Consider the following 21383-nt stretch of genomic DNA (forward strand, 5'->3'; position numbering starts at 1 on the left):
CGTGGCCATGATCATGATCATGATCGCCTCATCCGGACAGCGGCCAGTCCCCTGCCTGATTCCACTGCCTGTCATCGTTCTGCGCCATCAACGTCAGCCGCGTTGCCGTACCCACGATCGGATCGAACCCGGCCAGTGAATGCTCGGCGGCCTTCAGCTGCTCCAGCGGTTGGTCATCGCCGATGGTCAGATGTGGATGCACGGTGTCGAACCGACCGCCGTACGGCGGGTATGCCGGGAATCCGTCCCACAGACGCTGGGTGAGCTCGACGAACGGCCGCGGGTCGTCGGGTTCCAGGAAGATCACCGTTTCGCCGAACCAGCCGATGCGGGAGAACCGGTAGTCGAAGGACGGCACGGCGCCGGCGATCTCCGCCACTCGTTCGCGCACCTCGGCATTGATCCCGACCGGCGGCACAAACGGGAACAGAACCGTCACGTGTGCCGGGACGCCACGGCCGGCGACCGGATCCAGCCGACGTCGCAACTCCCCTACCAGCTCGTCGGCCTCGGGAATGCGGAGAATCAGTCCGGACAGCGTCATGCGATCAGCACTCCGTTCCCGCGGGCCGGTCGCAACGGATACTCCCCCGGCGATTCAACGTGTTTCGATGGGACGCGGCCGGTCAGCCCTGATACGGCCCGGGACCGGACCAACCCTGCTGCTGCGGCGCGGCCGGACCGCTGCGGAATTGGTCGTAGCGAGCGCCCTGTGGGTTGGACTGCATCAGCGCCATGATCGCGGTGATCGCGCCGCCGACGTACGGGATGAACATCAGCGCGGCCAGACCGCCGCTCTGATTCTGATCATGAAACCGGCGCATGGTGATCGAGATGTTCGGCAGGATGCTGCCGAAGGCGAAGATGAACCACAGGACCAGGACGATGAAGAATCCGGCCGGGGGTTCTGCACTGTCGGAACTGGCCACGGCGATGACAATCATGAGGGCGATGAATACCAGGTAGACCAGCGCCTGCCACAGCATGTACCACCAGTACTCGCTCCGGCTGGCGCGACCGTCGAAGCGGACGATCTTCAGATAGGCCCGCTTCACCGCCTCCACGAAGCCGATCCCGTAGTAAGGCAGATCGAGTGTGCCGGGGTCGCCGGCCAGCGGACGTCCGCCCGGGTAGGCGGACGGCATTGAGTAGGACGGCGGCGCGGACGGATAAGGCTGTCCCTGGCCGTAGACCGGACCGGCTCCATACTGCTGCGGCGTCGGTGCGCCCGAACCGTACGACGGGTACTGCTGCCCAGCCGGACCATATTGCTGCGCAGCCGGACCATATTGCTGCCCCGCCTGGCCGTATTGCTGCGGTGCGAGGGGCTGCTGAGCACTGCCGTACGACTCGGGTTGCGGTGGTTGCTGACCGCCGCCGTAGTAGGGCTCGGACTGCAACTGATCAGGTCCAACTGGCCGCCAGGGATTGCTGTCGGGCTGGTCTGCGGACGGCTGGCCGTACGGGTTCTGTTCGCTCATTTCGCTCCGGTCGTCAGGGTCTGGCAAGCCCGGGCCGGACCGGGCTGGGTCGGAGCCGGCATCACATCGCCCCGACGGCCGACAACTCTAACGGCCAACTCGGTCAAATCCGGACTCGTCGAAGCAGACCGGACGGCGACGATCAACCCCAGCTTGGCAACCGGAGCGAAAAGTTTGCGCCTGGCGCGCGCAAACCTCACGCCTAGGACTATCGTGTCGCCCATCGCGCCGCCAGAAGGCGCTTGCCGGGAGGCTTTGGGGTTCAGGGGATCGCTGCGAATGCTGAGGTTCGAGTGCTGAGGTTCCGGTACGCCGCGTCCAGCCACTGTGGGCTGGTCCGGTCGAACAATGAGGACGCCGGCTATGCCGGCGCCTACCTGCTGTTGGTCGCCGACGGCGTCGGCGGAGCTGCGGCCGGTGAGGTGGCGTCGGCCAGTACGGCGTACGTCGCCAGCACAGTTTCCATGATCAGCGAGGACGACCCGCTCGCCGTCCTGGCGCAGGCGGTCGACTTCGCCCATCAACACCTTCGTGACGGTGTCGACATCGACCCCTCCCGGGACGGGATGTCCACCACGCTGACCGCGGTGCTGGGCAACGGCGAGCGCTTCGGGTTGGCTCATGTCGGCGATTCCCGCGCCTTCCTCTGGCGGGACGGTGAATGCCGCCAGATCACCAAGGACCACAGCCTGCTGCAGATGTTGTTGGACTCCGGTGAGCTCTCGGCCGATGACGCGGAAACGTTTCCGTACCGGTCGGTGATCGCGCGGTCGATCAATCATCTGGAGACTCCGGAGCCGGATCTGATCCTGCTCGATCTGGCCCCCGGCGATCGGATCCTGCTGGCCAGTGATGGTCTGACCGATCTGGTGCCGGCGGCCCTGATCGCCAAGGCGGTCGCTCATCCCGATCTTGATCATGCTGTCGACGTGCTCGTGGAGTTGGCGCTGGCAGCAGGTGGCCGGGACAACATCACCTGCATCCTCGGCGAGGTGGTCGAAGGAGAGCCGATCCATCCGCGCGGACAGCTGGTCGGCGCCGCAGCGAATCCGGCCAATCTGATCGACGGGGCGGCGATCCGGATCGATCGGATCGGCGCCGGCGCGCGGCCCGGCTGCAACCCGCCGGGGGTGCCTGGCGGACCCCGGTGGCCGGCTGACCTCAGCTTCGATTCGTCAGTGCGGGGCGCGCGCGATCACCGTCATCGTGCCGGGCGCGATCTCGGTGAACCCGGCGTCCCGGACGGCGAGCAGCCGGTCCTCACCCCACGCCACGGCGGGATCGGCCAGTCGCCCGCTGAGTCGGCCCCACAGGTCCGGTCCGGCGCGTCGGGCATCGACCGGACATCCGTCCGTCCGCCAACGTTCCAGGGCGGCCGGGTCGTCGCCGGCCAGCAGTGCGGCCGCGATCATCCCGGCGTGTCCGACCTGCGCCATCGTCTTGCCCAAGGTCATCACCGGCTCCGGCGGCACCCAGACCTGCAGGGTGCCGTCGGCTGGATCGGTGTCGGGCGGGTCATCCACCGGCGCGTCGGTCCCACCGACCTGCAGCTTGGCGACGCGTTTGTCCAGTTCCGCGACCAGTCCGGGCAGCAGCGCGCGGACCTCGGTGTGCCCGTCTTGCAGTGTGATGCCCGGGAGTTCGGCCGTCGCCTGCCAGGGTGCTCCCCTGCCCCGCCGCGTCACCTTCCGGATGTGCCCACCGGCGTACGCGGCAACAGCGTCATGCCATTCGGGATCGGTACGGACGCGTTCGTCCAGGCAGACCAGGGCCGCGGCCGAGGCGGCCAGCCGGAGCGCCGCGTGCCAGGACGGCGGCCGATCCCGCTCCATCCGCGAGATCAACTGCATCGCCCGGATCCGATCCGGCTGCTCCTCGCGATCGTCGACCACCTGCTCGACGTCCAGCCCCAGCCAATCGGCGTACCGAGCTCGCAGCGGTTCGAGCACGTCACCGCCGAGATCGACGACCGGATGCGGAGGATCGGGTTGCGGGTCGGCCATGCGCACATCCTGCCAACGACTCAGCCTCATGGGATCCACGCTCAGGCAGCCTTCCGCAGCAGGTCGTGGATCTGATCGTGCACCTGCAGCGGTGCCAGTCCCATCGCGGTGATCACGTCGACTGCAGGTTCATGATCCAGCCGGGTCAGGCCGAGCAGGATGTGCTCGGTCCCGATGTAGTTGTGCTGCAAGCTGATCGCTTCCCGCAGCGCAAGCTCGAGACTCTTCTTCGCCGCCGCACCGAACGGGAGGTGTCCGCGTCGACGACTGGCACGTCGGCTCAGCGCCCCGGCGCCGAAGTTCTCCTCCACCCGGCGGCGTACCTCATCCAGGTCGATGCCGATCCGGCGCAGCGCATCGGCGTCGGGATAGCTGTCCCCGACGCTCGATTCGACCCGCTCCCGAACCCGGCGATAGGTCAGACCCGCGGCGTCCAGCACCGGTTTGACCACCCCGTCGGCATGCCACAGGGTGCCGAGCAGGACGTGTTCACTGCCGATCTGATCCTGGCCGAGCTCGCGGGCCTCGGATTGTGCCTGGACCACGGCATCTCGTGCCGCGGTGGTGAATCGTTCGAACATGATCACTTCCTGTTGAAAGCCGGCCCGCGTCACAGCCGGCATCGGGTCAGCGACGGCCGTACTTCTTGTGCACTGCCTGTTTGGAGATGCCGAGCAACCCGGCGATCTGTTGCCAGGACCACCCCTGGGCCCGGGCGCGCTCGACGTGCAGCAACTCGAGTTGGTCGGCCAGGGCCCGAAGCGCGACCACCGCGCGCAAGCCGTCCGCCGGGTTCTCGCTGTCCAGCGCCCGGTCCAGCGATCCTCCGCGCTGCCCCGAGCCGTCAGCCGGAACAGCGCCGTCAGCCGATGAGGTGGCGTCGGCCGTCCAGCCGTCGGGGGTCCTTGCATCACCTGCGGCAACCATGTTCGTCATCCTAGGTTGACGAACCGCACCCGTCAACCAGCATTGACGAGCGGTATCTGGTGTCCGTCGTAACCGCTATTCCCGATATGCTCACTGGGCTTTACTGCATCCACCACCAGAGAGCGACGCCAACCCGTGCCGAACATCCTGATCCGTGCCCACAAGAGCCCGTTCCGGATCGCCTCCGCAGAAGAGTCCCTGGAGCAGAATCTGCTCGGCCGGAACGCCGGGAACCTGATCTTCAGCCAATCGGTCTGCCGGCTGCTCAGCACCCGGGGGACGTCCGAGCGGACGGTCAACCTGGCCGGGTTGGAGAGGTCGTTCCGTCCCGCCTCGGCCGCCGAACCGATCGATCGACTGGTGCTCCCGCTGGCCAACGCCTTCCGGCCCGGTTATCAAGATCAACTTGCTCGGATGACCAAGATCATCAAGCGGGCCGCAGTGCCGGTCACCGTGCTGGGAGTCGGTGCCCAGGGCGACGCTGGCCGGCACCCGCCGCCGGGCCGGCGAGATCGATCAAGCAGTCACCGACTTCGTACGGGCTGCCCTGCGGCACGGCTCCGGGCCGATCGGCGTACGAGGTGAGTACACCCGTGATTACCTTGTCCAGTTGGGATTCGGCGACGACGACGTCATGGTGATCGGCTGCCCGTCGATGTTCATGTACGGTCCCGATCTCAAGATCGTCAAGTCCGCCGACGCCCTTGCTGATGACGCGCGGATTGCCCTGAACATCAGCCCGTACGTGCGCCAACTCGGCCCGCTGTCGCAACGCCACGCCGAGCGCTACCCCAACCTGATCTACCTCGCCCAGAACGATGCGACCCTGCAGTTGTTGATCACCGGTCGCTATCCGGCGAAACCGACCTCGGCCACCTTCCGCTCCGGTGTGCCGGTCACTGTTGATCATCCGCTGATCCGCCAGGACCGAGTGCGATTCTTCCTCGACCCGACGCCATGGATCGAGCACCTCAAGAGCTACCGATTCTCCTTCGGCTCCAGGATCCACGGCAACATCGCGGCGCTGCTGGCCGGTACTCCGGCGCTGGTCCTGGCGCACGACTCGCGGACCCGCGAGCTGGCCGACTATCACCGGATCCCGGCCCGGCTGATCACCGATCGTCCGGAACAGATCGACGCCGCCGAGCTGTACGCGTCCGCCGACTGGCAACCGCTCAACGACGGTCACGCCGAGCGTTGGCAGATCTTCCGGTCCTTCCTGCGTCAGCACGGCCTGCCGACGGTGTACGACGACGGCCAGGACCGCGGCGCGGCCTTCGACGCCCGGTTGTCCCGGACAAGTTTCCCGCCACCGGTACGGACGCCGCTCGGCGCCACGACCGAGGAGCTGTTCGCGATGCGCGCCGAACTGGCGCAGTTGCGGCAGGAGGTGTCCGAGACCAGGCGCCGGCTGGATGCCGACCGGGATTCCCGCCGCCGGTTCGGCTCAGAGCTCGCGCGCCGGATCCGCACCGGTGCACGGATCAGCGCGGTCGCCAACGCCCGCAAGCTCGCCGGCGGGGCTCGTCGCCGGGTGATGGAGCCGAACGGTGACCCAGGGTAGGAAGAGCTGAACCAACGGGCCGATACCGACTGCGTACAGCACGGTGCCGATCCACAGGTCACCGCCGAGCAGGAAGCCGATCCCGACCACGACCAACTCGATCCCGGTCCGGATCATCCACACCGGCCGACCGGTGCGCGCCACCAGCCCGGTCATCAGCCCGTCCCGCGCGCCCGGACCGAGTTGGGCGCCGATGTAGATCGCGCCGGCGAGGCCGTTCAGCGCGATCCCTCCGACCAGCCAGCCGATCCGGACGGGCAGTGACTCAGGGGTCGGCAATGCGCCGAGCACCAAGTCGACGAAGACGCCGATCAGCACGGCGTTGCAGATCGTGCCGAGCCCGGGCCACTGACGCAGCGGCACCCACAACAGCAACACGATCAGGCTGACGCCGATGGTCACCTGCCCGTAGCTCAGCGGCAGATAGTGGGTCAGGCCCTGATGCAACACGCCCCAGGGTTCGATGCCGAGCCCGGCACGCAGGATCAACGCCATCGAGGCGCCGTAGAGAAACAGTCCGGCCAGCAGCTGGATCAGGCGCCGGGGCAGTCGGCCCGCTCGCAATTGCTGTCGCGGTGACAAGGCGAGGAGGACGGGGCGACCGGATCCGGACAGGCGCATGCCGAGTAGGATGCCGGTAATTGGCCCTCGAATGAATAGCCAATTTTCGGGTCGCGGACCCTTTGGTTCGCGCCGGTGAGTGATGTCGCGATGTCGTCGGAGGTGTTGCCGTGTCCCAGCCGTGGCTGACGGCCGGCCAACTCACCGCTCTTCTCGGCGGTCGCGCGTTCCAGCCGCCGGTCTACCGCGACCTGGCCGAGCGGATCCGGCTGCTGGTGATCGACGGTCAACTGCCCGACGGCTTCCGGATGCCGAGCGAACGGGAGCTGTCCGTCGCGCTCGGCCTGAGCCGAACCACCATCACCAACAGCTACACCCTGTTGCGTGATCTCGGTGTGCTCAGCGCACGTCGCGGCGCCGGGAACTTCGTCCATCAACCAGAGACCGGACTGGCCAGCAGCCTGCTGCCGATCCCGTACAGCGGCGCCGACGACAACGCCCTGGTCGCACTCAACACCGCCTCCTCCACCGCTCCGCCGGGTCTCGGCCGGGCCTACCAAGCCGCCGCCGAACGGTTGCCCGCCCTGCTCGGTGGCACCGGCTACTTCCCCGACGGGGTTGAGATCCTGCGACGATCACTCGCCGAGACGTTCACCGCCCGCGGGCTGCCGACCCGAGCCGATCAGCTGATCATCACCGTCGGCTCGCTGTCCGGCTGGAACGTGATCCTGCAGGCGCTCGCCTCGCCGGGCGACCCGGTGTTGCTGGAGTCGCCCACGTACTACAACGCGATCGAGGCGTGCCGGCGGATGGGCGCCCGGTTGGTGCCGTTCCCCATCGGCCCCGGGGACTGGGATGCCGACCGGCTGGAAACGATCTTGAATAGATCGCAGGCCAGGATCGCCTTCCTGATTCCCGAATTCCAGAACCCGACCGGAGTCTGGCTGGACGAGGAACAGCGGCGAGCGGCCGCCCGGGCGCTGAACCGGCACCAGGTGATCACCGTAGTGGACGAGACGCTGGTCGATCTGCGGCTGGACGGCGACGATCCGCGGACCCCGCTGGGCAGCTTGCTGGACAACGCGATCACCATCGGATCGGCCAGCAAGTCCTTCTGGGGTGGTCTACGGATCGGCTGGATCCGATCGCCGAAGCAGTATGTCCGCCGGCTGATCGAGACCCAGTCGACGATGGACAACGGCGCCGCGCCCTACGAACAATTGGTGGTGGCGGAGCTGATGCGAGACGCCGAGACGGTGCTCGACCATCAGCGCAGCCGGACCCGGCGGCAGCGTGATCATCTGGCCGCCGAGATGCGAGAAACGTTGCCTGATTGGGATTTCTCCCTGCCGGCCGGTGGCTTGTCGCTGTGGTTCCGGCTGCCGACCGAGTCGTCGAATCTGATCAGCGCGTTGGCCCGCCAACGAGATCTGGTGCTCACCCCGGGTCCGCGGTTCTATCCGCGCGGGGGTGGTCGTCGGCAGCTGCGGATCCCGTACGTGGCCGAGTTGCCGGTGCTGTCAGAAGCGGTACGACGGCTGGAGCTGGCCTGGCAGGAGAGCAGGTCCGGCGTTCGGTTGCCGGCACGGACCGCCGGCACCGAGTTGATCATCTGATCAGCTACGCGCCTTGGCCTTCTCGGCCTTCTTGGTCTGCCGCACCTTGATCAGCGAGTCCTCGTCGACGATGTCGGCCACCGATCGGAAGGCCCCGTCCTCGCCGTACTTGCCGGCAGCCTCCCGCCAGCCGGGCGGTGTGACGCCGCGCTGTTTTCCCAACAGGGCAACGAAGATCGACGCCTTCTGATCACCCAGGCCGGGCAGCGCCGCCAGTCGACGTTTCAGTTCCGCACCGTCTGGGGCGGTCTGCCACAGCCGGCTGGCGTCGGCGTCGTACTCATCCACCAGCACCCGGCAGACCTCGTGCACCCGCTTGCCCATCGATCCCGGAAAACGATGCACCGCGGGCCGCTGCGCACAGATGGCGACGAAGTCGTCGACCGCCATGGCAGCGATCGCCGCCACGTCGAAACTGCCGCCCATCCGCTCGGCGATCACCGACGGCCCACTGAACGCCTTCTCCATCGGCACCTGTTGGTCGAGCACCATGCCGCAGAGCAGCGCATTCGGGTTCGTGGACAGCAGGTGATCAATGGCGAGATCCCCGACGAGATGCAACTCCGCGGCAGTCATGCGCGTCATTTTGCCCCATCTCGGACGGGTGCCTGTTCGCGCCGTGCATGGCCGCGACGTTCACGGGTACGCTGCCAACGTGACCTCGCTCACACTCGGATGAACGCCGGCACCAGGGAGGCTCGGATGCGGATCTCGGAAATCCTGAGAAACAAGGGCTCGGACGTCGTCACCGTGCAGCCGGACGAAACCGTCCGAAGACTGCTCGACATCATGCGGGAGCACAACCTCGGCGCCGCCGTGGTGAGCACCGACGGACGTCAACTGGCAGGCATCGTCTCCGAACGGGACGTGGTGCGTCGGCTGGTCGACGGCCCGCAGGTGCTGGACGCGACCGTCGAGTCGATCATGACCGGCGCGGCCACCCTGCACAGCTGCACCGCGGCGGACACCGTGGACGCGCTCGCGCAGCTGATGACCAACGAGCGGATCCGGCACGTCCCGGTGGTGGACGAGGACGGCCTGCTGGCCGGCATCGTCAGCATCGGCGACGTGGTGAAGAGCCGGATCGGCGAGTTGCAGTTCGAACGCGACGAACTCGAGCACTACGTCAACAGCTGAGACCTCTCGGGCATCATGAGCGGGTGCCACAAACGCCGCAGCCGCCGCCGTGGGCGTCCGTCGGCTACCCGCTGCCGCTGCGGCCGCACCAGCAGCAGGCCTTGGCGGCGATCGAGCGAGCGTGGCAAACCGGTGCCGACCGTGCCTGGGTGGTGCTGCCGCCCGGCGCCGGCAAGACTGTGGTCGGTCTTGAAGCTGCCCGACGGCGTGGCCGGCCCACGGTCGTCCTGTCCCCCAACACCGCGATTCAGGGCCAGTGGATGCTTCAGTGGGGCCGCTTCGTCCCGGCAGCCGTCCGGATTGGCAACAGCCGGGACCTGAGCACCCCGCTCACCTCGCTGACCTACCAGACACTGGCCGTCTTCGACCCCGATGCCGAGGTGGACGAGGAGGGACGGCCGGACGGCCAGCAGGATCACTCCGCCGCCGGCTACCCGGACCTGTTGGATCGGCTGCATCCCAACGGGCGCGCGTTGGTGACGGCCATGCAGGAACTCGGCCCGATGACGCTGTTCCTCGACGAATGCCACCATCTGCTGGAGGTCTGGGGTCGGCTGATCGCCGACGTCCTGACGCTGTTGCCGGATGCGTCGGTGATCGGATTGACCGCCACCCCGCCCCAGTCACTGACCTCGGCCGAGTCACAGCTGGTGGACGAACTCTTCGGCCGGCCGCTCTACAGCGCCTCGATCCCCTCGCTGGTACGCAGCGGCTATCTCGCGCCGTTCGCCGAGTTGGCCTGGCTGGTCCGGCCGACGGACACCGAATCCGAATGGCTGGCCTCCCAGGCCGAGCGGTTCCTGCAGTTGCAGACCGACCTCACCGATCCCGCGAACGGGTCGATCGGACTCCTGGCTTGGCTGGACGCCCGCTTCGTACGGCGTGAGGTCACGGCCGGCGACAGCGAGCGAGCTGCGTCGGCGGACGGCATCGGACCGGTGGCACTGAATTGGTACGACTTGGAACGCGACGAACCTGACCTCGCCGCCGCCGCACTGCGATTCCACTACGCCGGACTGATCGCGTTGCCACCGGGCGCGAGACTACGCGAGCAACACCGGCATCAGCCGACTTCCGACGACATGAACGTGCCATTGCCACCGTACCGGCCGACCTGCGCGGGGTGATCGACACCGAGGCAGGCTCGGCCTGGCTGCTGCTGGCGACCTTGATCGCCAACGAGCGGACTCGATCACTGCGACCGTTGATGATCACCGGCAGCACGGTTGCCGGCGGCGCCTCGACGATCGAGGAACTTGCCGCGTTCGCCGCCGATCTCGAGCCGGCGTTGGAACTTCGTCCGGAGCCGGCGCCGGAATCGGGCGTGATCGAGTTGGCGGACAACTGGAGCAGCCGACAGTGGGTGCGGTTGACCACCCGGTTTTTCGAAGCAGGCAAGGCATCGGTGTTGATCTGCACCCGCGCGTTGCTCGGAGAAGGCTGGGATGCCCGCAGCGCCAACGTGCTGGTCGATCTCACCACCGCGACAACGCCGACGGCTGTCGTCCAGACCCGCGGCCGGGCCCTGCGGCTGGATCCGCAGCGGCCCGACAAGGTGGCCCACAACTGGAGCGTGGTCTGCGTCACCGAAGATCATCCGGGCGGCGCCGCGGACTGGAATCGCTTCGTACGCAAGCATCGGGGCTATCTCGCGGTGACCGACTCGGGCGAGATCGCGGTCGGGGTCGGACGCGTGGATCCGGGCTTCTCGCCCTACCACCGCCGGCCGTGGCTCAGTTCGACGCCTCCAACGCAGCCATGCTGACCCGCGCCGCGGATCGCGATCAGGGCGGCAGTCTGTTTCCGCATCTGACCGTCGGCTCCGGGAGCTTTGGCAGCTGGGCACGCCCTATCGAGATGTCCTGGTTCACGCCGTAGGACTGAAGCCGTCGCGCGCCTCGACGGACCTGGTGCCGGTGCTCGAACCGATCGGGTCCGAGCCGCCGGAGTTGCTGCCCGGTGGCTCCGTGCCGCAGCGTCCGCGCGCACCGCGGTGGGTCGTGGTGGCGACTGTGGTCGTGGTGATCCTGGCCGTGGCCGGGTTGATCATGAATGGCCACTGGTGGGACTCGGGCTGCTGGTGCCAACCGGTGCCGTGGGCTGGTGGGACCGGTCCCGGCGGCGCGCTTCGACGTTGGCCGCGGGCCGGCGGCTGGCCGAGTGGGCTCGCGGGCCGGACCTGATCGACTACGGCCGTGCCGTCGCCGACGGGCTGCGATCGGCCGGCGCCAGCCCGCTCGGCGCCGAGGCGGTGCGGGCCGAGATCGACGCCGACGGCGGCTACCGAATCAGCCTGGCCGACGTCGACGAGAACGTCTCGGCCCTGTTCGCCACCGCGCTGGACGAGTTGCTCGGACCGGTAGCCGATCCGAGGTATCTGCTCCCCCGCTTCCAGCCCGACCCGCCCGGTCATCATCCGACCGATCTGCGCTCCGCCGGAGCTCGCTGGCTGGCGGGTGAGCCGCTGGACCGGACCAAGATCATCTATCACGCCGTGCCGGACTACTTCGGCGCCAACGTCGACCGTTTGCAACACCTGTTGGTCGGCTGACACACCTGGATCAGCGCCGGCAATGCGGTCCGCAGCACGACGCCGGAGGGGGTCGGCATCATGATCAGCATCCGCGGCAGCCGGCCGATCGACGCTACTGCGGCGCTGCGTGAAGTCTGGTCCTGAACGTCGGTGAGCAGGTGCCGTTATCTCAGCGCGGTGTCAGACCCGCGGTGATTCGGACAGGCGCGAAAGCCAACTAGTTCGTGCCCGCGGGGTGGAAATGTCCGTGACCGAGCGGTCGACCGGCTGCTCGGGTCCGAACAAGGAGCATCACATCATGCGACGCATGACCAAGATCATTCCCGCGCTGGGCCTCACCGCCGCAGGTGTTGCGGCCGCCGCCGTGACGTCGGCGCCGCCCGCCCACGCGCAATACCCGACGCCGCCCGGCGATTGGAACCACAACTGCCCTTCGGCCTATGTCTGCCTCTACGAATCCGCCAGCGACTGGAACAACGGCAAGATCGACACGAAGTACTACACCTACGGCGTGCACAACCTGAAGGACCAGGTCGGCTACCACGTCGTGTACAACCACCAGACCGGCGGCGCCAAGGTCAGCCTGAACAAGTACTACGGCGGCGGCGGTGCAGTCCACACGATTAAGGCCGGCTACCACCGCACCTACAACCTGACCCCGATCAACTCGGTCACCCTCTACAAGTGACCAACAGCCGGAACTTCGACGAGCTCAGGGCCCTTGGAGAGAGGTGCCGACAAGTAACAGTTGGCACCCGACTCAACCGGTCAAGCGCAAGGTTGCATGCACGTCGAGCGCCCCAGCGCGAGACCGGCACCGGAGCGCAGCGAAGGTGTCGCGGCGACGTGTCTGTGGGGGCGACCAGAACGGGGGTCTGGGGGTCGCCCCCCAGAACGCGACCTACAGCACCCAGCCCAGCGGCAGCGGCACCCAACCGGACGTCATCAAATATTGAGCATGTGGCCCGCGATGCCGTGGGCGGCTTCCTTGATCGCCTCGGACAGGGTCGGGTGTGCGTGCACGTTGCGGGCGATCTCCTCGGCGGTCAGGTCGTACTTCTGCGCCAGGGTCAGCTCCGGTAGCAGTTCGGTGACGTCGGGACCGATCATCGCGGCGCCGAGCAACTCGCCGTACTTCGCGTCGGCGATGATCTTGACGAAGCCGGTCGCCTCGCCCAGCCCGTGCGCCTTCCCGTTCGCGGTGAAGGGGAACTTGGCGGTCTTGACGTCGTAGCCGGCTTCCTTGGCCTGATCCTCACTCAGCCCGAACGAGCCGATCTGCGGCTGGCAGTAGGTCGCCCTCGGCACCATCGCGTAGTCGATCGGCATCGTCTCGGCCCCTGCGATGGTCTCGGCCGCGACGATGCCCATCGCCTCGGCGTTGTGGGCCAACATGATCTTGGCCGTGACGTCGCCGATGGCGAAGATGTTGGACACCGAGGTGCGGCAGTAGTCGTCGATCGCGATCGCGCCGCGTTCGGTCAGCTCGACGCCGGCCGCCTCCAGCCCGTAGCCCTCGGTACGGGGTGCGAAGCCGATCGCCTGCAGCACCTTGTCGGCCGCCAGCACCTGCTGATCGCCCCCCGCCGCCGGGCTGACCGTGACCTTGACCTTGTCACCCGAATCGTCGATCGTCTCCACCTTCGTGCCGGTGAGCACCTTCACGCCGAGCTTGCGGTAGGCCTTGGCCAGCTCGGCGGAGATCTCCTTGTCCTCGGTCGGCACCATCCGATCGAGGAACTCGACGATGGTGACGTCGACACCGTAGTTGGCCAGCACGTAGCCGAACTCGACGCCGATCGCTCCGGCGCCGGCGATGATGATCGACTCCGGCAGCGCGTCGGTGAGGATCTGCTCCTCGTAGGTCACCACCCGTTCACTCAGCGAGGTGCCGGGCAGCAGCCGGGTGGTCGCGCCGGTGGCGATGATGCAGTTGTCGAAGGTCAGTTCGGTCTCGCCGTTGTCGCCGGCGACCGTCATCGCGGTCGGACCGGTGAGGGTGGCCCAGCCCTCGAACTCCTTGATCTTGTTCTTCTTCATCAAGAAGTGCACGCCCTTGCTCATCCGGTCCGCGACCGCGCGACTGCGTTTGAACGCCGCGCCGAAGTCGAAGGTCACGTCACCGGAGATCCCGAAGGTCGACGCCTCACGCGTGAACACATGCGCCAGCTCGGCGTTGCGGAGCAGGGCCTTGGACGGGATGCAGCCGACATTCAGGCAGACACCGCCCCAGTACTTCTTCTCCACGATCGCCACGGACTTTCCCAGCTGCGCAGCGCGAATGGCGGCCACATATCCACCGGGGCCGGCCCCGAGAACGACGACGTCGAAGTGATCGGTCATGGGCGCGACTCTAGTGTCTGCAATCTCTCGGTACGCTGCGGGGCTGGGATCACGGCATCGATCGCGGTACCGTCCAACTCGGCTGATGCCCGGTCGCGTCGACAGCGAAGTTGATCACCATGTGGACGCTGCGTTGAATGCGCCGCCCGCTCAGGACGGCCAGATGACGCGCCGTGACCAAGACTTGACTCAGAAATATCTCGGATCTGAGTTATCGTCCTCCGGTGACTGAATTGACCTTGGACCACATCGGCGGCCTCATCCGTGACGCACGGAAGCATCGCGGGCTCACTCAGACACAGTTGGCCAACCGGCTCGGCACCAGTCAGAGCGCGATCCACCGGATCGAGGTCGGCAATCAGAACCTGAGCCTGGACATGGTCAGCCGGATCGCCGAGGCCCTGGACAGTCCGATCATCTCCGTCGGCGGCAGTGGTCCGACCCACCTGCGGGTCCGCGGCGGGAGCAAGCTCAGCGGCAGCATCGAGGTCCGTTCGTCCAAGAACGCCGCGGTCGCCGTGCTCTGTGCGAGCCTGCTGAATCGAGGCCGTACGGTGATCAAGGGCATCGCCCGGATCGAGGAGGTCAATCGCATCGTCGAGGTGCTCACCTCGATCGGCGTGCAGGCCACCTGGTCCGACGATCTCGCCGATCTGACCCTGGTCCGGCCGGACGAACTTGATCTTGATGCGATGGATGTCGAAGCGGCGCGGCGGACCCGCAGCATCATCATGTTCTTCGGCCCGTTGCTGCATGCCTACGACAACTTCCGGCTGCCGTACGCGGGCGGTTGTGATCTTGGTGCCCGCACCATCGAGCCGCATCTGCAGGTGTTGCGGCACTTCGGTCTCGAGGTCACCGCAACCGAGGGCTACTACCACAGCAAGGTCGATCCGAGCGTTGAGCCGACCCGCCCGATCACGCTGACCGAACGCGGCGACACCGCCACCGAGAACGCGCTGTTGGCGGCGGCGATGAATCCCGGCGTCACCGTGCTGCGTAACGCGAGCCCGAACTACATGGTTCAGGACCTGTGCTTCTTCCTCACCAAGCTCGGCGTACAGATCGACGGGCTGGGCACCACCACCCTGACCGTCCGCGGCGTGGAGAGCATCAGTACCGACGTCGAGTACTACCCGTCGGAGGACCCGATCGAGGCGATGAGCTTGCTGACGGCCGGCATCGTCACCTCCTCGGAGCTGACGATTGCCCGGGCGCCGATCGAATTCCTGGAGATCGAGTTGGCGATCCTGGCCGAAATGGGTCTGGACTTCTCCCTCAGCCCGGAATACAACGCGGCCAACGGCCACACCCGGCTGGTCGACATCACCGTTCGTCCCAGCCTGCTGAAGGCGCCGATCGACAAGATCCATCCGATGCCCTTCCCCGGCCTGAACATCGACAACCTGCCGTTCTTCGCGGTGATCGCCGCGGCCGCCGAGGGCACCACCGTGATCCACGACTGGGTGTACGAGAACCGCGCGATTCACCTGCTGGAGTTGAACAAACTCGGCGCCGACATCCAGTTGTTGGATCCGCACCGGCTGCGGATCAACGGCCCGACCCGTTGGCGTGGGTACGAGATCGTCTGCCCGCAGGCGCTGCGGCCCAGCGTCTGCATCCTGCTCGGCATGCTCGCCGCCCGCGGTGAGTCCGTACTCCGCGACGTCTACATGATCAACCGCGGCTACGAGGACCTCCCCAACCGCCTGAACGCCATCGGCGCCGACATCGAGGTCTTCCGCGATTAGCCCTGCCTTAATGACGTCCGCCCCGGTGCCCCTGCCGCTGGTCTGGGTGCTGTAGGTCCAGCTGTGGGGACAATCCCCACACCCCTTGCTGATTGGATGACGTCCGCCTGGGAGCGGCTGCCGCTGGTCTGGGTGCTGTAAGTCGCGTTCCGGGGACGATCCCCGGACCCCTTACCCCACTTGCTTCCATGGCCGGGTCGCCCCGGCATCTCCGCTTCGCTCGATGCCGGTCTCGCGCTGGGGCGCTCGACAGGCGTGCAACGTGGCGGTCCCGGCCCCGAGCTCGTTGGGACTTTCCAGCACGTGCGGGAAATTCCCGGCTCCTGGGGGCAACCCCGTCCGAATTTCCGACACGTGCTGGATTCTCCGCGTACGCCGGCGACGGACGGGTCAGGCGTCGAGACCGTGTTCCCGCAGCCATGCAGTGGCGCGTCGGTTGGAGGCGCGGGAGAGCCAGGCGTCGCTGATCAACTCCGACAGTTCGTCACGGCTGATCTCGTTCAACCGCGAGGCACGCAACAGAATCGACGGGTGGCCGTCGAAGTGCGGGGTGCTGAAATAGGGCGTCGATTCGTCCTCGATCAGCGCCAACTTCTCCTCCTGGGAGCCGACCCAGAAGATGATCACGTCGTCGTAGCGATCACCGGTCCCGGGATCGTACGCGTCCGGTCGAGGCGTCCGGAAGAACACGAAGGACTTGCCGCCCACCTGATAGACCGCGTTGCCCTTCGGACCGTGCTCGATTGTGACATGTGGCATTCCGACCGCCAGCTCATGCACATCGTCCACTCTCGCGGGGCGCGTTCCAGCCATGGCGACAGCTTCGCACGAGGTCTCTGCCTGTCGAACCGACATCGAGCATCCGTACGACTCGGCCCGGCCAACCGGGCATCACCGCCACGTGCATGCCATGCTGAGAGCGTCTGCCCCGATCGCCGGCGATTGGCTGCGAAGCGGTCGGGTATCGAATCCGGACATCGTCAGCCGGCGGTGGACCGATCGGAGAGGATGGTGCCGCGATGGTTGTCCATCTGGTTCTGCGAGCGCACGGATTGGGCGATCTGATCACCGCGATTCCTGCGCTGCGGGCGCTGCGACGGGCCTGGCCGGACGATCGCCTGCTGCTGGCCGCGCCGCACGGGCTGGGACCGATCGTGCAACTGATCGATGCCGTGGACGAGCTGATGCCGACCTCCGGTCTGTCGGAATTCGCCTTCGATGTACGACGCCTCGGCCGCCGCGGCATGGGCCACGATCTCGAGCACCTCGACCGGGTGATCAACCTTCAGGACGGCAGACGGGAGAGCATCGATTCCCTCTCCCGTCTGCAACCCAATCAGCTGATCACCTACGCGCACCCGGACTTCCCGAGCTTTCCCGGCCCGACCTGGATTCCCGCCCAGCAAGAGATCGACCGCTGGTGTTCACTGCTCGAGGCGTTCGACATCGATGCCGACCGGACGGATCTGCGGCTGCGCCGGCCGGAACAAGCCAGTCGATATCCGGGTGCGGCCGTCATCCATCCGGGCGGCGCGTTCCGGGCACGCCGGTGGCCGCCGAGCCGATTCGCAGAGGTCGCCCGCGGACTGTCCGACGAAGGCCACCAGGTCGTGATCACCGGGACCCCGAACGAACGCAAGCTGTGTTGCTGGATCGCTGCCAGGGCAGGGATCTCCGAGTCCGCGGTGATCGCCGGCCGCACCGATCTGGGCGATCTTGCCGCGGTGATCTCCGAAGCCGCGGTGATCATCTGCGGCGACACCGGGGTTGGCCATCTGGCCACCGCGCTGGACACCCCCTCGGTGCTGCTCTTCGGCCCGACTCCGCCGAGTCACTGGGAGCCGACCTCCGGCGCCGCGCCGCACATTGCCTTGTGGGCAGGACATGTCGGCGATCCGCTCGGCATCCGCCCCGATCCGGGACTGCTGCAACTGCAGGTCGACCAGGTGCTCGATTCGGCGCGCCGGGCGCTCCAAGCGGCCTGACCCTGGCTGACTCTGGCTACAGCTCAGCAACGCTTCGGCGATTGCGGCCCCGTACGGCTGGGTATGGGCAGTCAGTGTTCCGCCGGTCACACGCCGTCGCGACCACCTGACGGATCCGGGCACCGGGTGTAGCGTCAGAAACCAGCCGAACCGCAAGTGGGCAGACAATCAAGTGGGCAGACAATGACGACTGCAGAACGCTCGATCAGCCGAGAACAAGATTTCCAGACCATCCGCACGCAGCGGCGGCCGATGGGTTGGATTGCGTGGCGTTGGTTGATCACCACTGATCACAAGATGGTCGGCAACCTGTACTTCATCACCTCGTTCATGTTCTTCATGTTCGGTGGCGTGCTGGCCCTGGGGATGCGTGCCGAGCTGGCCTATCCGGGGTTGCAGTTCTTCAGCTACGAGACGTACAACCAGCTGTTCACCATGCACGGCACGATCATGCTGCTGCTGTTCGCGACACCGTTGTTCTCCGCGTTCGCGAACGCGGTCATGCCGCTGCAGATCGGTGCGCCGGATGTGGCATTTCCGCGGCTGAACATGTTGTCGTACTGGTTCTTCCTGTTCGGCGGCCTGATCGTGGTGTCGGGCTTTCTGTCGCCGGAGGGTGCGGCCAGCTTCGGCTGGTTCGCCTACTCACCGTTGAGCAACGAGGTCAACTCGCCGGGGGTCGGAGGCGACCTGTGGATCGTCGGGCTGTATCTGGTCGGCTTGTCATCGATCCTGGGCTCGGTCAACTTCGTCACCACGATCCTGACCATGCGGGCGCCGGGCATGACGATGTTCCGGATGCCGATCTTCTGCTGGAACACGTTGGCGACCTCGATGTTGGTGTTGATCGCCTTCCCGATCCTGTCCGCGGCCCTGTTGATGTTGGAGGCGGACCGCAAGTTCGGCGCCCACATCTACGACTCGGCCAACGGCGGGGCGATGTTGTGGCAGCACCTGTTCTGGTTCTTCGGCCATCCCGAGGTCTACATCATCGCCCTACCGTTCTTCGGCATCATCACCGAGATCATCCCGGTGTTCAGCCGCAAACCCCTGTTCGGCTACATCACCTTGATCGGTGCCACCTGGGCGATCACGGTGTTGTCGGTGGCGGTGTGGGCGCACCACATGTTCGTCACCGGTGCGGTCAGCCTGCCGTTCTTTTCGTTCATGACGTTCCTGATCGCGGTGCCGACCGGGGTGAAGTTCTTCGACTGGATAGGCACCATGTGGGGTGGAAGTCTGTCCATCGACACCCCCATGCTGTGGTCCATCGGCTTCCTGGTCACCTTCCTGTTCGGTGGACTGACCGGCGTCATCCTGGCCAGCCCACCCCTGGACTTCCAGGTCTCCGACACCTACTTCGTCGTCGCCCACTTCCATTACGTCGTCTTCGGCACCGTGGTGTTCGCGATGTTCGGCGGCTTCTACTTCTGGTGGCCGAAGCTGACCGGGCGGATGCTGGACGAGAAGTGGGGCAAGATCCACTTCTGGTTGTTGTTCATCGGCTTCCACACCACCTTCCTGGTGCAGCACTGGCTCGGCGTGGAAGGGATGCCGCGGCGCTATGCCGACTATCTGCCCCATGAAGGTTTCACCCTGCTGAATCAGGTGTCGTCGTTCGGCGCGTTCCTGCTCGGCGTCTCAATGTTCCCGTTCTTCTACAACGTGTGGAAGTCCCGCAAGTCGCCCCGGGTCACCGTCGACGACCCCTGGGGCTGGGGCCGCTCCCTGGAATGGGCGACCTCCTGCCCGCCACCACGACACAACTTCGACGCCGTCCCCCGCATCCGCTCCGAATCCCCCGCCTTCGACCTCCACCACCCCGAGATCGCCCACGCGGAGTATCCCGACGATCTGCTCGTGTCCAGTGATCACTAAGCCTTGATCCACCGATTTGCGGCGTCGCGAGCGGCACCAGACGGGTGTGCTGGCAAGGCGCCGCCGCGAAGGGCTACCGGGTGTAACGCGAGCGGCCGCAACGCCGCCGGCGCGCCCGGATGGGGTCGCGCAGCAGCCGGAAATCGGTGGATCGAGGCTAAGTACGACATCCGACGCCACAGCAGTCAGTAACGACCGATCCGGTCGGCGGATCCCTTGCCTACAAGCGATCACTGCGGTTGTGGAACAGCGGGAATGTCGGCGGTGCAGTACTTGCACTTGGTCGCGCCGAGCGGAAGATCATCCGACAGGCAGGACGGGCAGGTCTGTGCCGGTGCCGGGTCGCCGAAGACCTTGATTCCGCGCCGGGCCTGGATGTGCTTGTACGGCAGCACGATCACGAAGTAGACCACCGCCATGAAGATCAGGAAGTAGATGATCGCCGAGATCAGCTGACCAAGATCAAGAAAGGTGGCCTTGTTGCCGGCGGCGCCCAGCTGCCAGCCGAGCCCCTGCGTGCCGGGGGCGGCGCCCTGAGCGCGGGCGACGATCGGCAGGATGATGAAGTCGGTGAACGCCTTGATCAGATTGCTGAACGCCAACGCGACCACCAGGCCGATCGCGATCACGACCACGTCGCCGCGCATCAGGAAGTTCTTGAAGCCCTTCATTGCGATTCTCCTCGCCGGTTCTGGACGTCTGCTGATCTTGATCTTGTCAGCCAGTGATTTTGTCAGGTCAGCCGCACCGGGTCGAATGTCCGCGCCGGTGCGGCGATCGTGTCCTGAGCAGCGACCAGCTGCAGCTCCCGCTCGCCGGACGCCGCAGTGATCGACAACACCCCGTACGCGATCGCCGCTGTATCGGCCAACGCACGAACCGGATCCCGTGCCGTCAGCAGCCCGCCGAGGAACACGGCCGCGGTCAGATCGCCTGCTCCGGTGAACGTCTGAGCCAACTTCGGCGTCGTCACCTGCCACGCACCATCGCCGTCGACCATGATCATCGACATCTCGGCGGGCGCGTTCTCGTCCTCCACACTGGTCACCAGTACCGTCCGCGGACCAAGATCACGAGCGGTTCTGGCGGCCGTCAACACCTCAGTCGTGGTCGACGTGGGCATCCCGGTCAGCAGTCCGAGTTCGAACTGATTCGGCGTGATCACCTGCGCCGCCGGCACCACCTTCGTCGTCATGAATTTGGGGATCGACGGCCGGACGTACACCCCGCGGTCGACGTCCCCCATCACCGGATCGCAGCAGTAGACGACGTTCGGGTTGCGCGAACGCACCAGCTCGACCGCCTGCAACACCGCCGACCCGGTCTCCTCGCCGCCCTGATAGCCGGACAGCACCGCGTCGCATCGTCCCAGCACGCCGCGATCGTCGATCCCGCGCACCACATCCAGCACGTCGGTCGCCGACAACGTCGGACCGCGCCAGGCGCTGTAGCTGGTGTTGTTGGAGAAATGCACTGTGTAAACCGGCCACACCTCGATCCCCCGGCGCATCAGCGGAAAGGTGGCTGCACTGTTGCCCACATGTCCGTACGCCACCGAGGACTGGATCGACAAGATCGTTGTCACGCCGCTGAGATTATCGGTT

Annotated in this window: 22 protein-coding genes and 1 pseudogene; 12 read left to right on the forward strand and 11 right to left on the reverse strand. The window is 66.5% G+C overall.

What is annotated here, in order from left to right; all coding sequences use genetic code 11:
* Positions 1-28: 28 nt before the first annotated feature.
* Together FOE78_RS13775 and FOE78_RS13780 are read right to left on the reverse strand one after the other, a co-directional pair.
* Positions 29-544, reverse strand: coding sequence for a 2'-5' RNA ligase family protein (locus FOE78_RS13775; RefSeq protein WP_143986800.1), 516 nt, complete (start codon positions 542-544; stop codon positions 29-31).
* Positions 545-626: 82 nt separating this feature from the next.
* Positions 627-1481 carry a DUF805 domain-containing protein gene (locus FOE78_RS13780; protein WP_143986801.1) on the reverse strand — a complete coding sequence of 285 codons (855 nt, stop codon included), beginning with the start codon at positions 1479-1481 and terminating at the stop codon, positions 627-629.
* A gap of 293 nt (positions 1482-1774) precedes the next feature.
* Between FOE78_RS13780 and FOE78_RS24810 the strand changes: the two are divergent.
* A pseudogene (locus FOE78_RS24810) lies at positions 1775-2290 on the forward strand (PP2C family protein-serine/threonine phosphatase); the annotation flags it as partial.
* Between the two features lie 366 nt (positions 2291-2656).
* Here the strand turns inward: FOE78_RS24810 and FOE78_RS13790 are convergent.
* The 3 genes from FOE78_RS13790 to FOE78_RS24905 are packed head-to-tail and all read right to left on the reverse strand — an operon-like array spanning position 2657 to position 4411.
* A complete protein-coding gene (locus FOE78_RS13790) occupies positions 2657-3484 on the reverse strand; it encodes an aminoacyl-tRNA hydrolase (RefSeq protein ID WP_143986802.1) in 828 nt (275 codons plus the stop codon).
* 41 nt (positions 3485-3525) lie between these two features.
* Positions 3526-4065, reverse strand: coding sequence for a Clp protease N-terminal domain-containing protein (locus FOE78_RS13795; protein WP_210414579.1), 540 nt, complete (start codon positions 4063-4065; stop codon positions 3526-3528).
* 46 nt (positions 4066-4111) lie between these two features.
* Positions 4112-4411, reverse strand: a complete 300-nt coding sequence (locus tag FOE78_RS24905; protein WP_456081586.1) for a hypothetical protein — start codon at positions 4409-4411, stop codon at positions 4112-4114.
* 135 nt (positions 4412-4546) lie between these two features.
* On the opposite strand from FOE78_RS24905, the gene FOE78_RS13805 reads away from it, so the two are divergent.
* Both FOE78_RS13805 and FOE78_RS13810 read left to right on the forward strand, forming a co-directional pair.
* Complete coding sequence (locus FOE78_RS13805; RefSeq protein WP_143986804.1) at positions 4547-4996, forward strand: hypothetical protein; 450 nt, start codon at positions 4547-4549, stop codon at positions 4994-4996.
* Complete coding sequence (locus FOE78_RS13810; protein WP_143986805.1) at positions 4878-5975, forward strand: polysaccharide pyruvyl transferase family protein; 1098 nt, start codon at positions 4878-4880, stop codon at positions 5973-5975. Before FOE78_RS13805 ends, FOE78_RS13810 begins: the two co-directional genes overlap by 119 nt.
* Here the strand turns inward: FOE78_RS13810 and yczE are convergent.
* On the reverse strand, positions 5859-6596 hold the full coding sequence (yczE, locus tag FOE78_RS13815; protein WP_210414580.1) for a membrane protein YczE: 738 nt from the start codon (positions 6594-6596) through the stop codon (positions 5859-5861). The genes FOE78_RS13810 and yczE overlap by 117 nt on opposite strands.
* A gap of 110 nt (positions 6597-6706) precedes the next feature.
* Here yczE and yczR point away from each other — a divergent pair, with 110 nt between their 5' ends.
* Positions 6707-8152, forward strand: a complete 1446-nt coding sequence (gene yczR / locus FOE78_RS13820) for a MocR-like transcription factor YczR (RefSeq protein WP_143986806.1) — start codon at positions 6707-6709, stop codon at positions 8150-8152.
* Here the strand turns inward: yczR and FOE78_RS13825 are convergent, their stop codons facing one another.
* On the reverse strand, positions 8153-8737 hold the full coding sequence (locus FOE78_RS13825) for an HhH-GPD-type base excision DNA repair protein (RefSeq protein ID WP_143986807.1): 585 nt from the start codon (positions 8735-8737) through the stop codon (positions 8153-8155). It lies immediately after the preceding gene.
* 117 nt (positions 8738-8854) lie between these two features.
* On the opposite strand from FOE78_RS13825, the gene FOE78_RS13830 reads away from it, so the two are divergent.
* From FOE78_RS13830 to FOE78_RS13850, 5 genes are all read left to right on the forward strand, one after another.
* The gene (locus FOE78_RS13830; RefSeq protein WP_143986808.1) at positions 8855-9289 is read left to right on the forward strand and encodes a CBS domain-containing protein; all 435 of its coding nucleotides are present in this window, start codon (positions 8855-8857) and stop codon (positions 9287-9289) included.
* Positions 9290-9312: 23 nt separating this feature from the next.
* Positions 9313-10416, forward strand: a complete 1104-nt coding sequence (locus FOE78_RS13835; protein WP_168207515.1) for a DEAD/DEAH box helicase — start codon at positions 9313-9315, stop codon at positions 10414-10416.
* A complete protein-coding gene (locus tag FOE78_RS13840) occupies positions 10413-11054 on the forward strand; it encodes a helicase-related protein (RefSeq protein WP_143986810.1) in 642 nt (213 codons plus the stop codon). Before FOE78_RS13835 ends, FOE78_RS13840 begins: the two co-directional genes overlap by 4 nt.
* A gap of 297 nt (positions 11055-11351) precedes the next feature.
* Positions 11352-11840, forward strand: a complete 489-nt coding sequence (locus FOE78_RS13845; RefSeq protein ID WP_143986811.1) for a Rossmann-fold NAD(P)-binding domain-containing protein — start codon at positions 11352-11354, stop codon at positions 11838-11840.
* A 289-nt stretch (positions 11841-12129) separates the two neighbouring features.
* Entirely contained in the window at positions 12130-12510 is a 381-nt protein-coding gene (locus FOE78_RS13850) for a hypothetical protein (protein ID WP_143986812.1), read from the forward strand.
* Positions 12511-12767: 257 nt separating this feature from the next.
* Here the strand turns inward: FOE78_RS13850 and lpdA are convergent, their stop codons facing one another.
* On the reverse strand, positions 12768-14165 hold the full coding sequence (gene lpdA, locus FOE78_RS13855; RefSeq protein WP_143986813.1) for a dihydrolipoyl dehydrogenase: 1398 nt from the start codon (positions 14163-14165) through the stop codon (positions 12768-12770).
* Between the two features lie 224 nt (positions 14166-14389).
* Here lpdA and FOE78_RS13860 point away from each other — a divergent pair, with 224 nt between their 5' ends.
* A complete protein-coding gene (locus FOE78_RS13860; protein WP_143986814.1) occupies positions 14390-15916 on the forward strand; it encodes a helix-turn-helix domain-containing protein in 1527 nt (508 codons plus the stop codon).
* A gap of 390 nt (positions 15917-16306) precedes the next feature.
* On the opposite strand, the gene FOE78_RS13865 is transcribed toward FOE78_RS13860, so the two are convergent.
* A complete protein-coding gene (locus FOE78_RS13865; protein WP_228265831.1) occupies positions 16307-16675 on the reverse strand; it encodes an MmcQ/YjbR family DNA-binding protein in 369 nt (122 codons plus the stop codon).
* 260 nt (positions 16676-16935) lie between these two features.
* Here FOE78_RS13865 and FOE78_RS13870 point away from each other — a divergent pair, with 260 nt between their 5' ends.
* Positions 16936-17901 (forward strand): glycosyltransferase family 9 protein, encoded by a 966-nt coding sequence (locus FOE78_RS13870; RefSeq protein WP_143986816.1) that lies wholly within the window; start codon positions 16936-16938, stop codon positions 17899-17901.
* A 252-nt stretch (positions 17902-18153) separates the two neighbouring features.
* A complete protein-coding gene (gene ctaD, locus FOE78_RS13875) occupies positions 18154-19779 on the forward strand; it encodes an aa3-type cytochrome oxidase subunit I (RefSeq protein WP_228266214.1) in 1626 nt (541 codons plus the stop codon).
* A gap of 230 nt (positions 19780-20009) precedes the next feature.
* Here ctaD and FOE78_RS13880 read toward each other — a convergent pair whose 3' ends face one another.
* Both FOE78_RS13880 and pdxY read right to left on the reverse strand, forming a co-directional pair.
* On the reverse strand, positions 20010-20450 hold the full coding sequence (locus FOE78_RS13880; RefSeq protein ID WP_143986818.1) for a large conductance mechanosensitive channel protein MscL: 441 nt from the start codon (positions 20448-20450) through the stop codon (positions 20010-20012).
* Positions 20451-20512: 62 nt separating this feature from the next.
* Positions 20513-21364 (reverse strand): pyridoxal kinase PdxY, encoded by an 852-nt coding sequence (gene pdxY / locus FOE78_RS13885; RefSeq protein ID WP_143986819.1) that lies wholly within the window; start codon positions 21362-21364, stop codon positions 20513-20515.
* Positions 21365-21383: the final 19 nt, after the last annotated feature.

This window comes from Microlunatus elymi (assembly GCF_007362775.1).
GTDB lineage: Bacteria > Actinomycetota > Actinomycetes > Propionibacteriales > Propionibacteriaceae > Microlunatus > Microlunatus elymi.

Excerpts from the sequence above, each read along its gene's own strand:
- FOE78_RS13865 (WP_228265831.1), bottom strand. The coding sequence starts at position 16,675 with ATGCCACATGTCACAATCGAGCACGGTCCGAAGGGCAACGCGGTCTAT.
- lpdA (WP_143986813.1), bottom strand. The coding sequence starts at position 14,165 with ATGACCGATCACTTCGACGTCGTCGTTCTCGGGGCCGGCCCCGGTGGA.
- yczE (WP_210414580.1), bottom strand. The coding sequence starts at position 6,596 with ATGCGCCTGTCCGGATCCGGTCGCCCCGTCCTCCTCGCCTTGTCACCG.
- FOE78_RS13880 (WP_143986818.1), bottom strand. The coding sequence starts at position 20,450 with ATGAAGGGCTTCAAGAACTTCCTGATGCGCGGCGACGTGGTCGTGATC.
- FOE78_RS13825 (WP_143986807.1), bottom strand. The coding sequence starts at position 8,737 with ATGACGCGCATGACTGCCGCGGAGTTGCATCTCGTCGGGGATCTCGCC.
- FOE78_RS24905 (WP_456081586.1), bottom strand. The coding sequence starts at position 4,411 with ATGGTTGCCGCAGGTGATGCAAGGACCCCCGACGGCTGGACGGCCGAC.
- FOE78_RS13830 (WP_143986808.1), top strand. The coding sequence starts at position 8,855 with ATGCGGATCTCGGAAATCCTGAGAAACAAGGGCTCGGACGTCGTCACC.
- ctaD (WP_228266214.1), top strand. The coding sequence starts at position 18,154 with ATGGGTTGGATTGCGTGGCGTTGGTTGATCACCACTGATCACAAGATG.
- FOE78_RS13850 (WP_143986812.1), top strand. The coding sequence starts at position 12,130 with ATGACCAAGATCATTCCCGCGCTGGGCCTCACCGCCGCAGGTGTTGCG.
- FOE78_RS13780 (WP_143986801.1), bottom strand. The coding sequence starts at position 1,481 with ATGAGCGAACAGAACCCGTACGGCCAGCCGTCCGCAGACCAGCCCGAC.
- FOE78_RS13790 (WP_143986802.1), bottom strand. The coding sequence starts at position 3,484 with ATGGCCGACCCGCAACCCGATCCTCCGCATCCGGTCGTCGATCTCGGC.
- FOE78_RS13775 (WP_143986800.1), bottom strand. The coding sequence starts at position 544 with ATGACGCTGTCCGGACTGATTCTCCGCATTCCCGAGGCCGACGAGCTG.
- FOE78_RS13870 (WP_143986816.1), top strand. The coding sequence starts at position 16,936 with ATGGTTGTCCATCTGGTTCTGCGAGCGCACGGATTGGGCGATCTGATC.
- FOE78_RS13795 (WP_210414579.1), bottom strand. The coding sequence starts at position 4,065 with ATGTTCGAACGATTCACCACCGCGGCACGAGATGCCGTGGTCCAGGCA.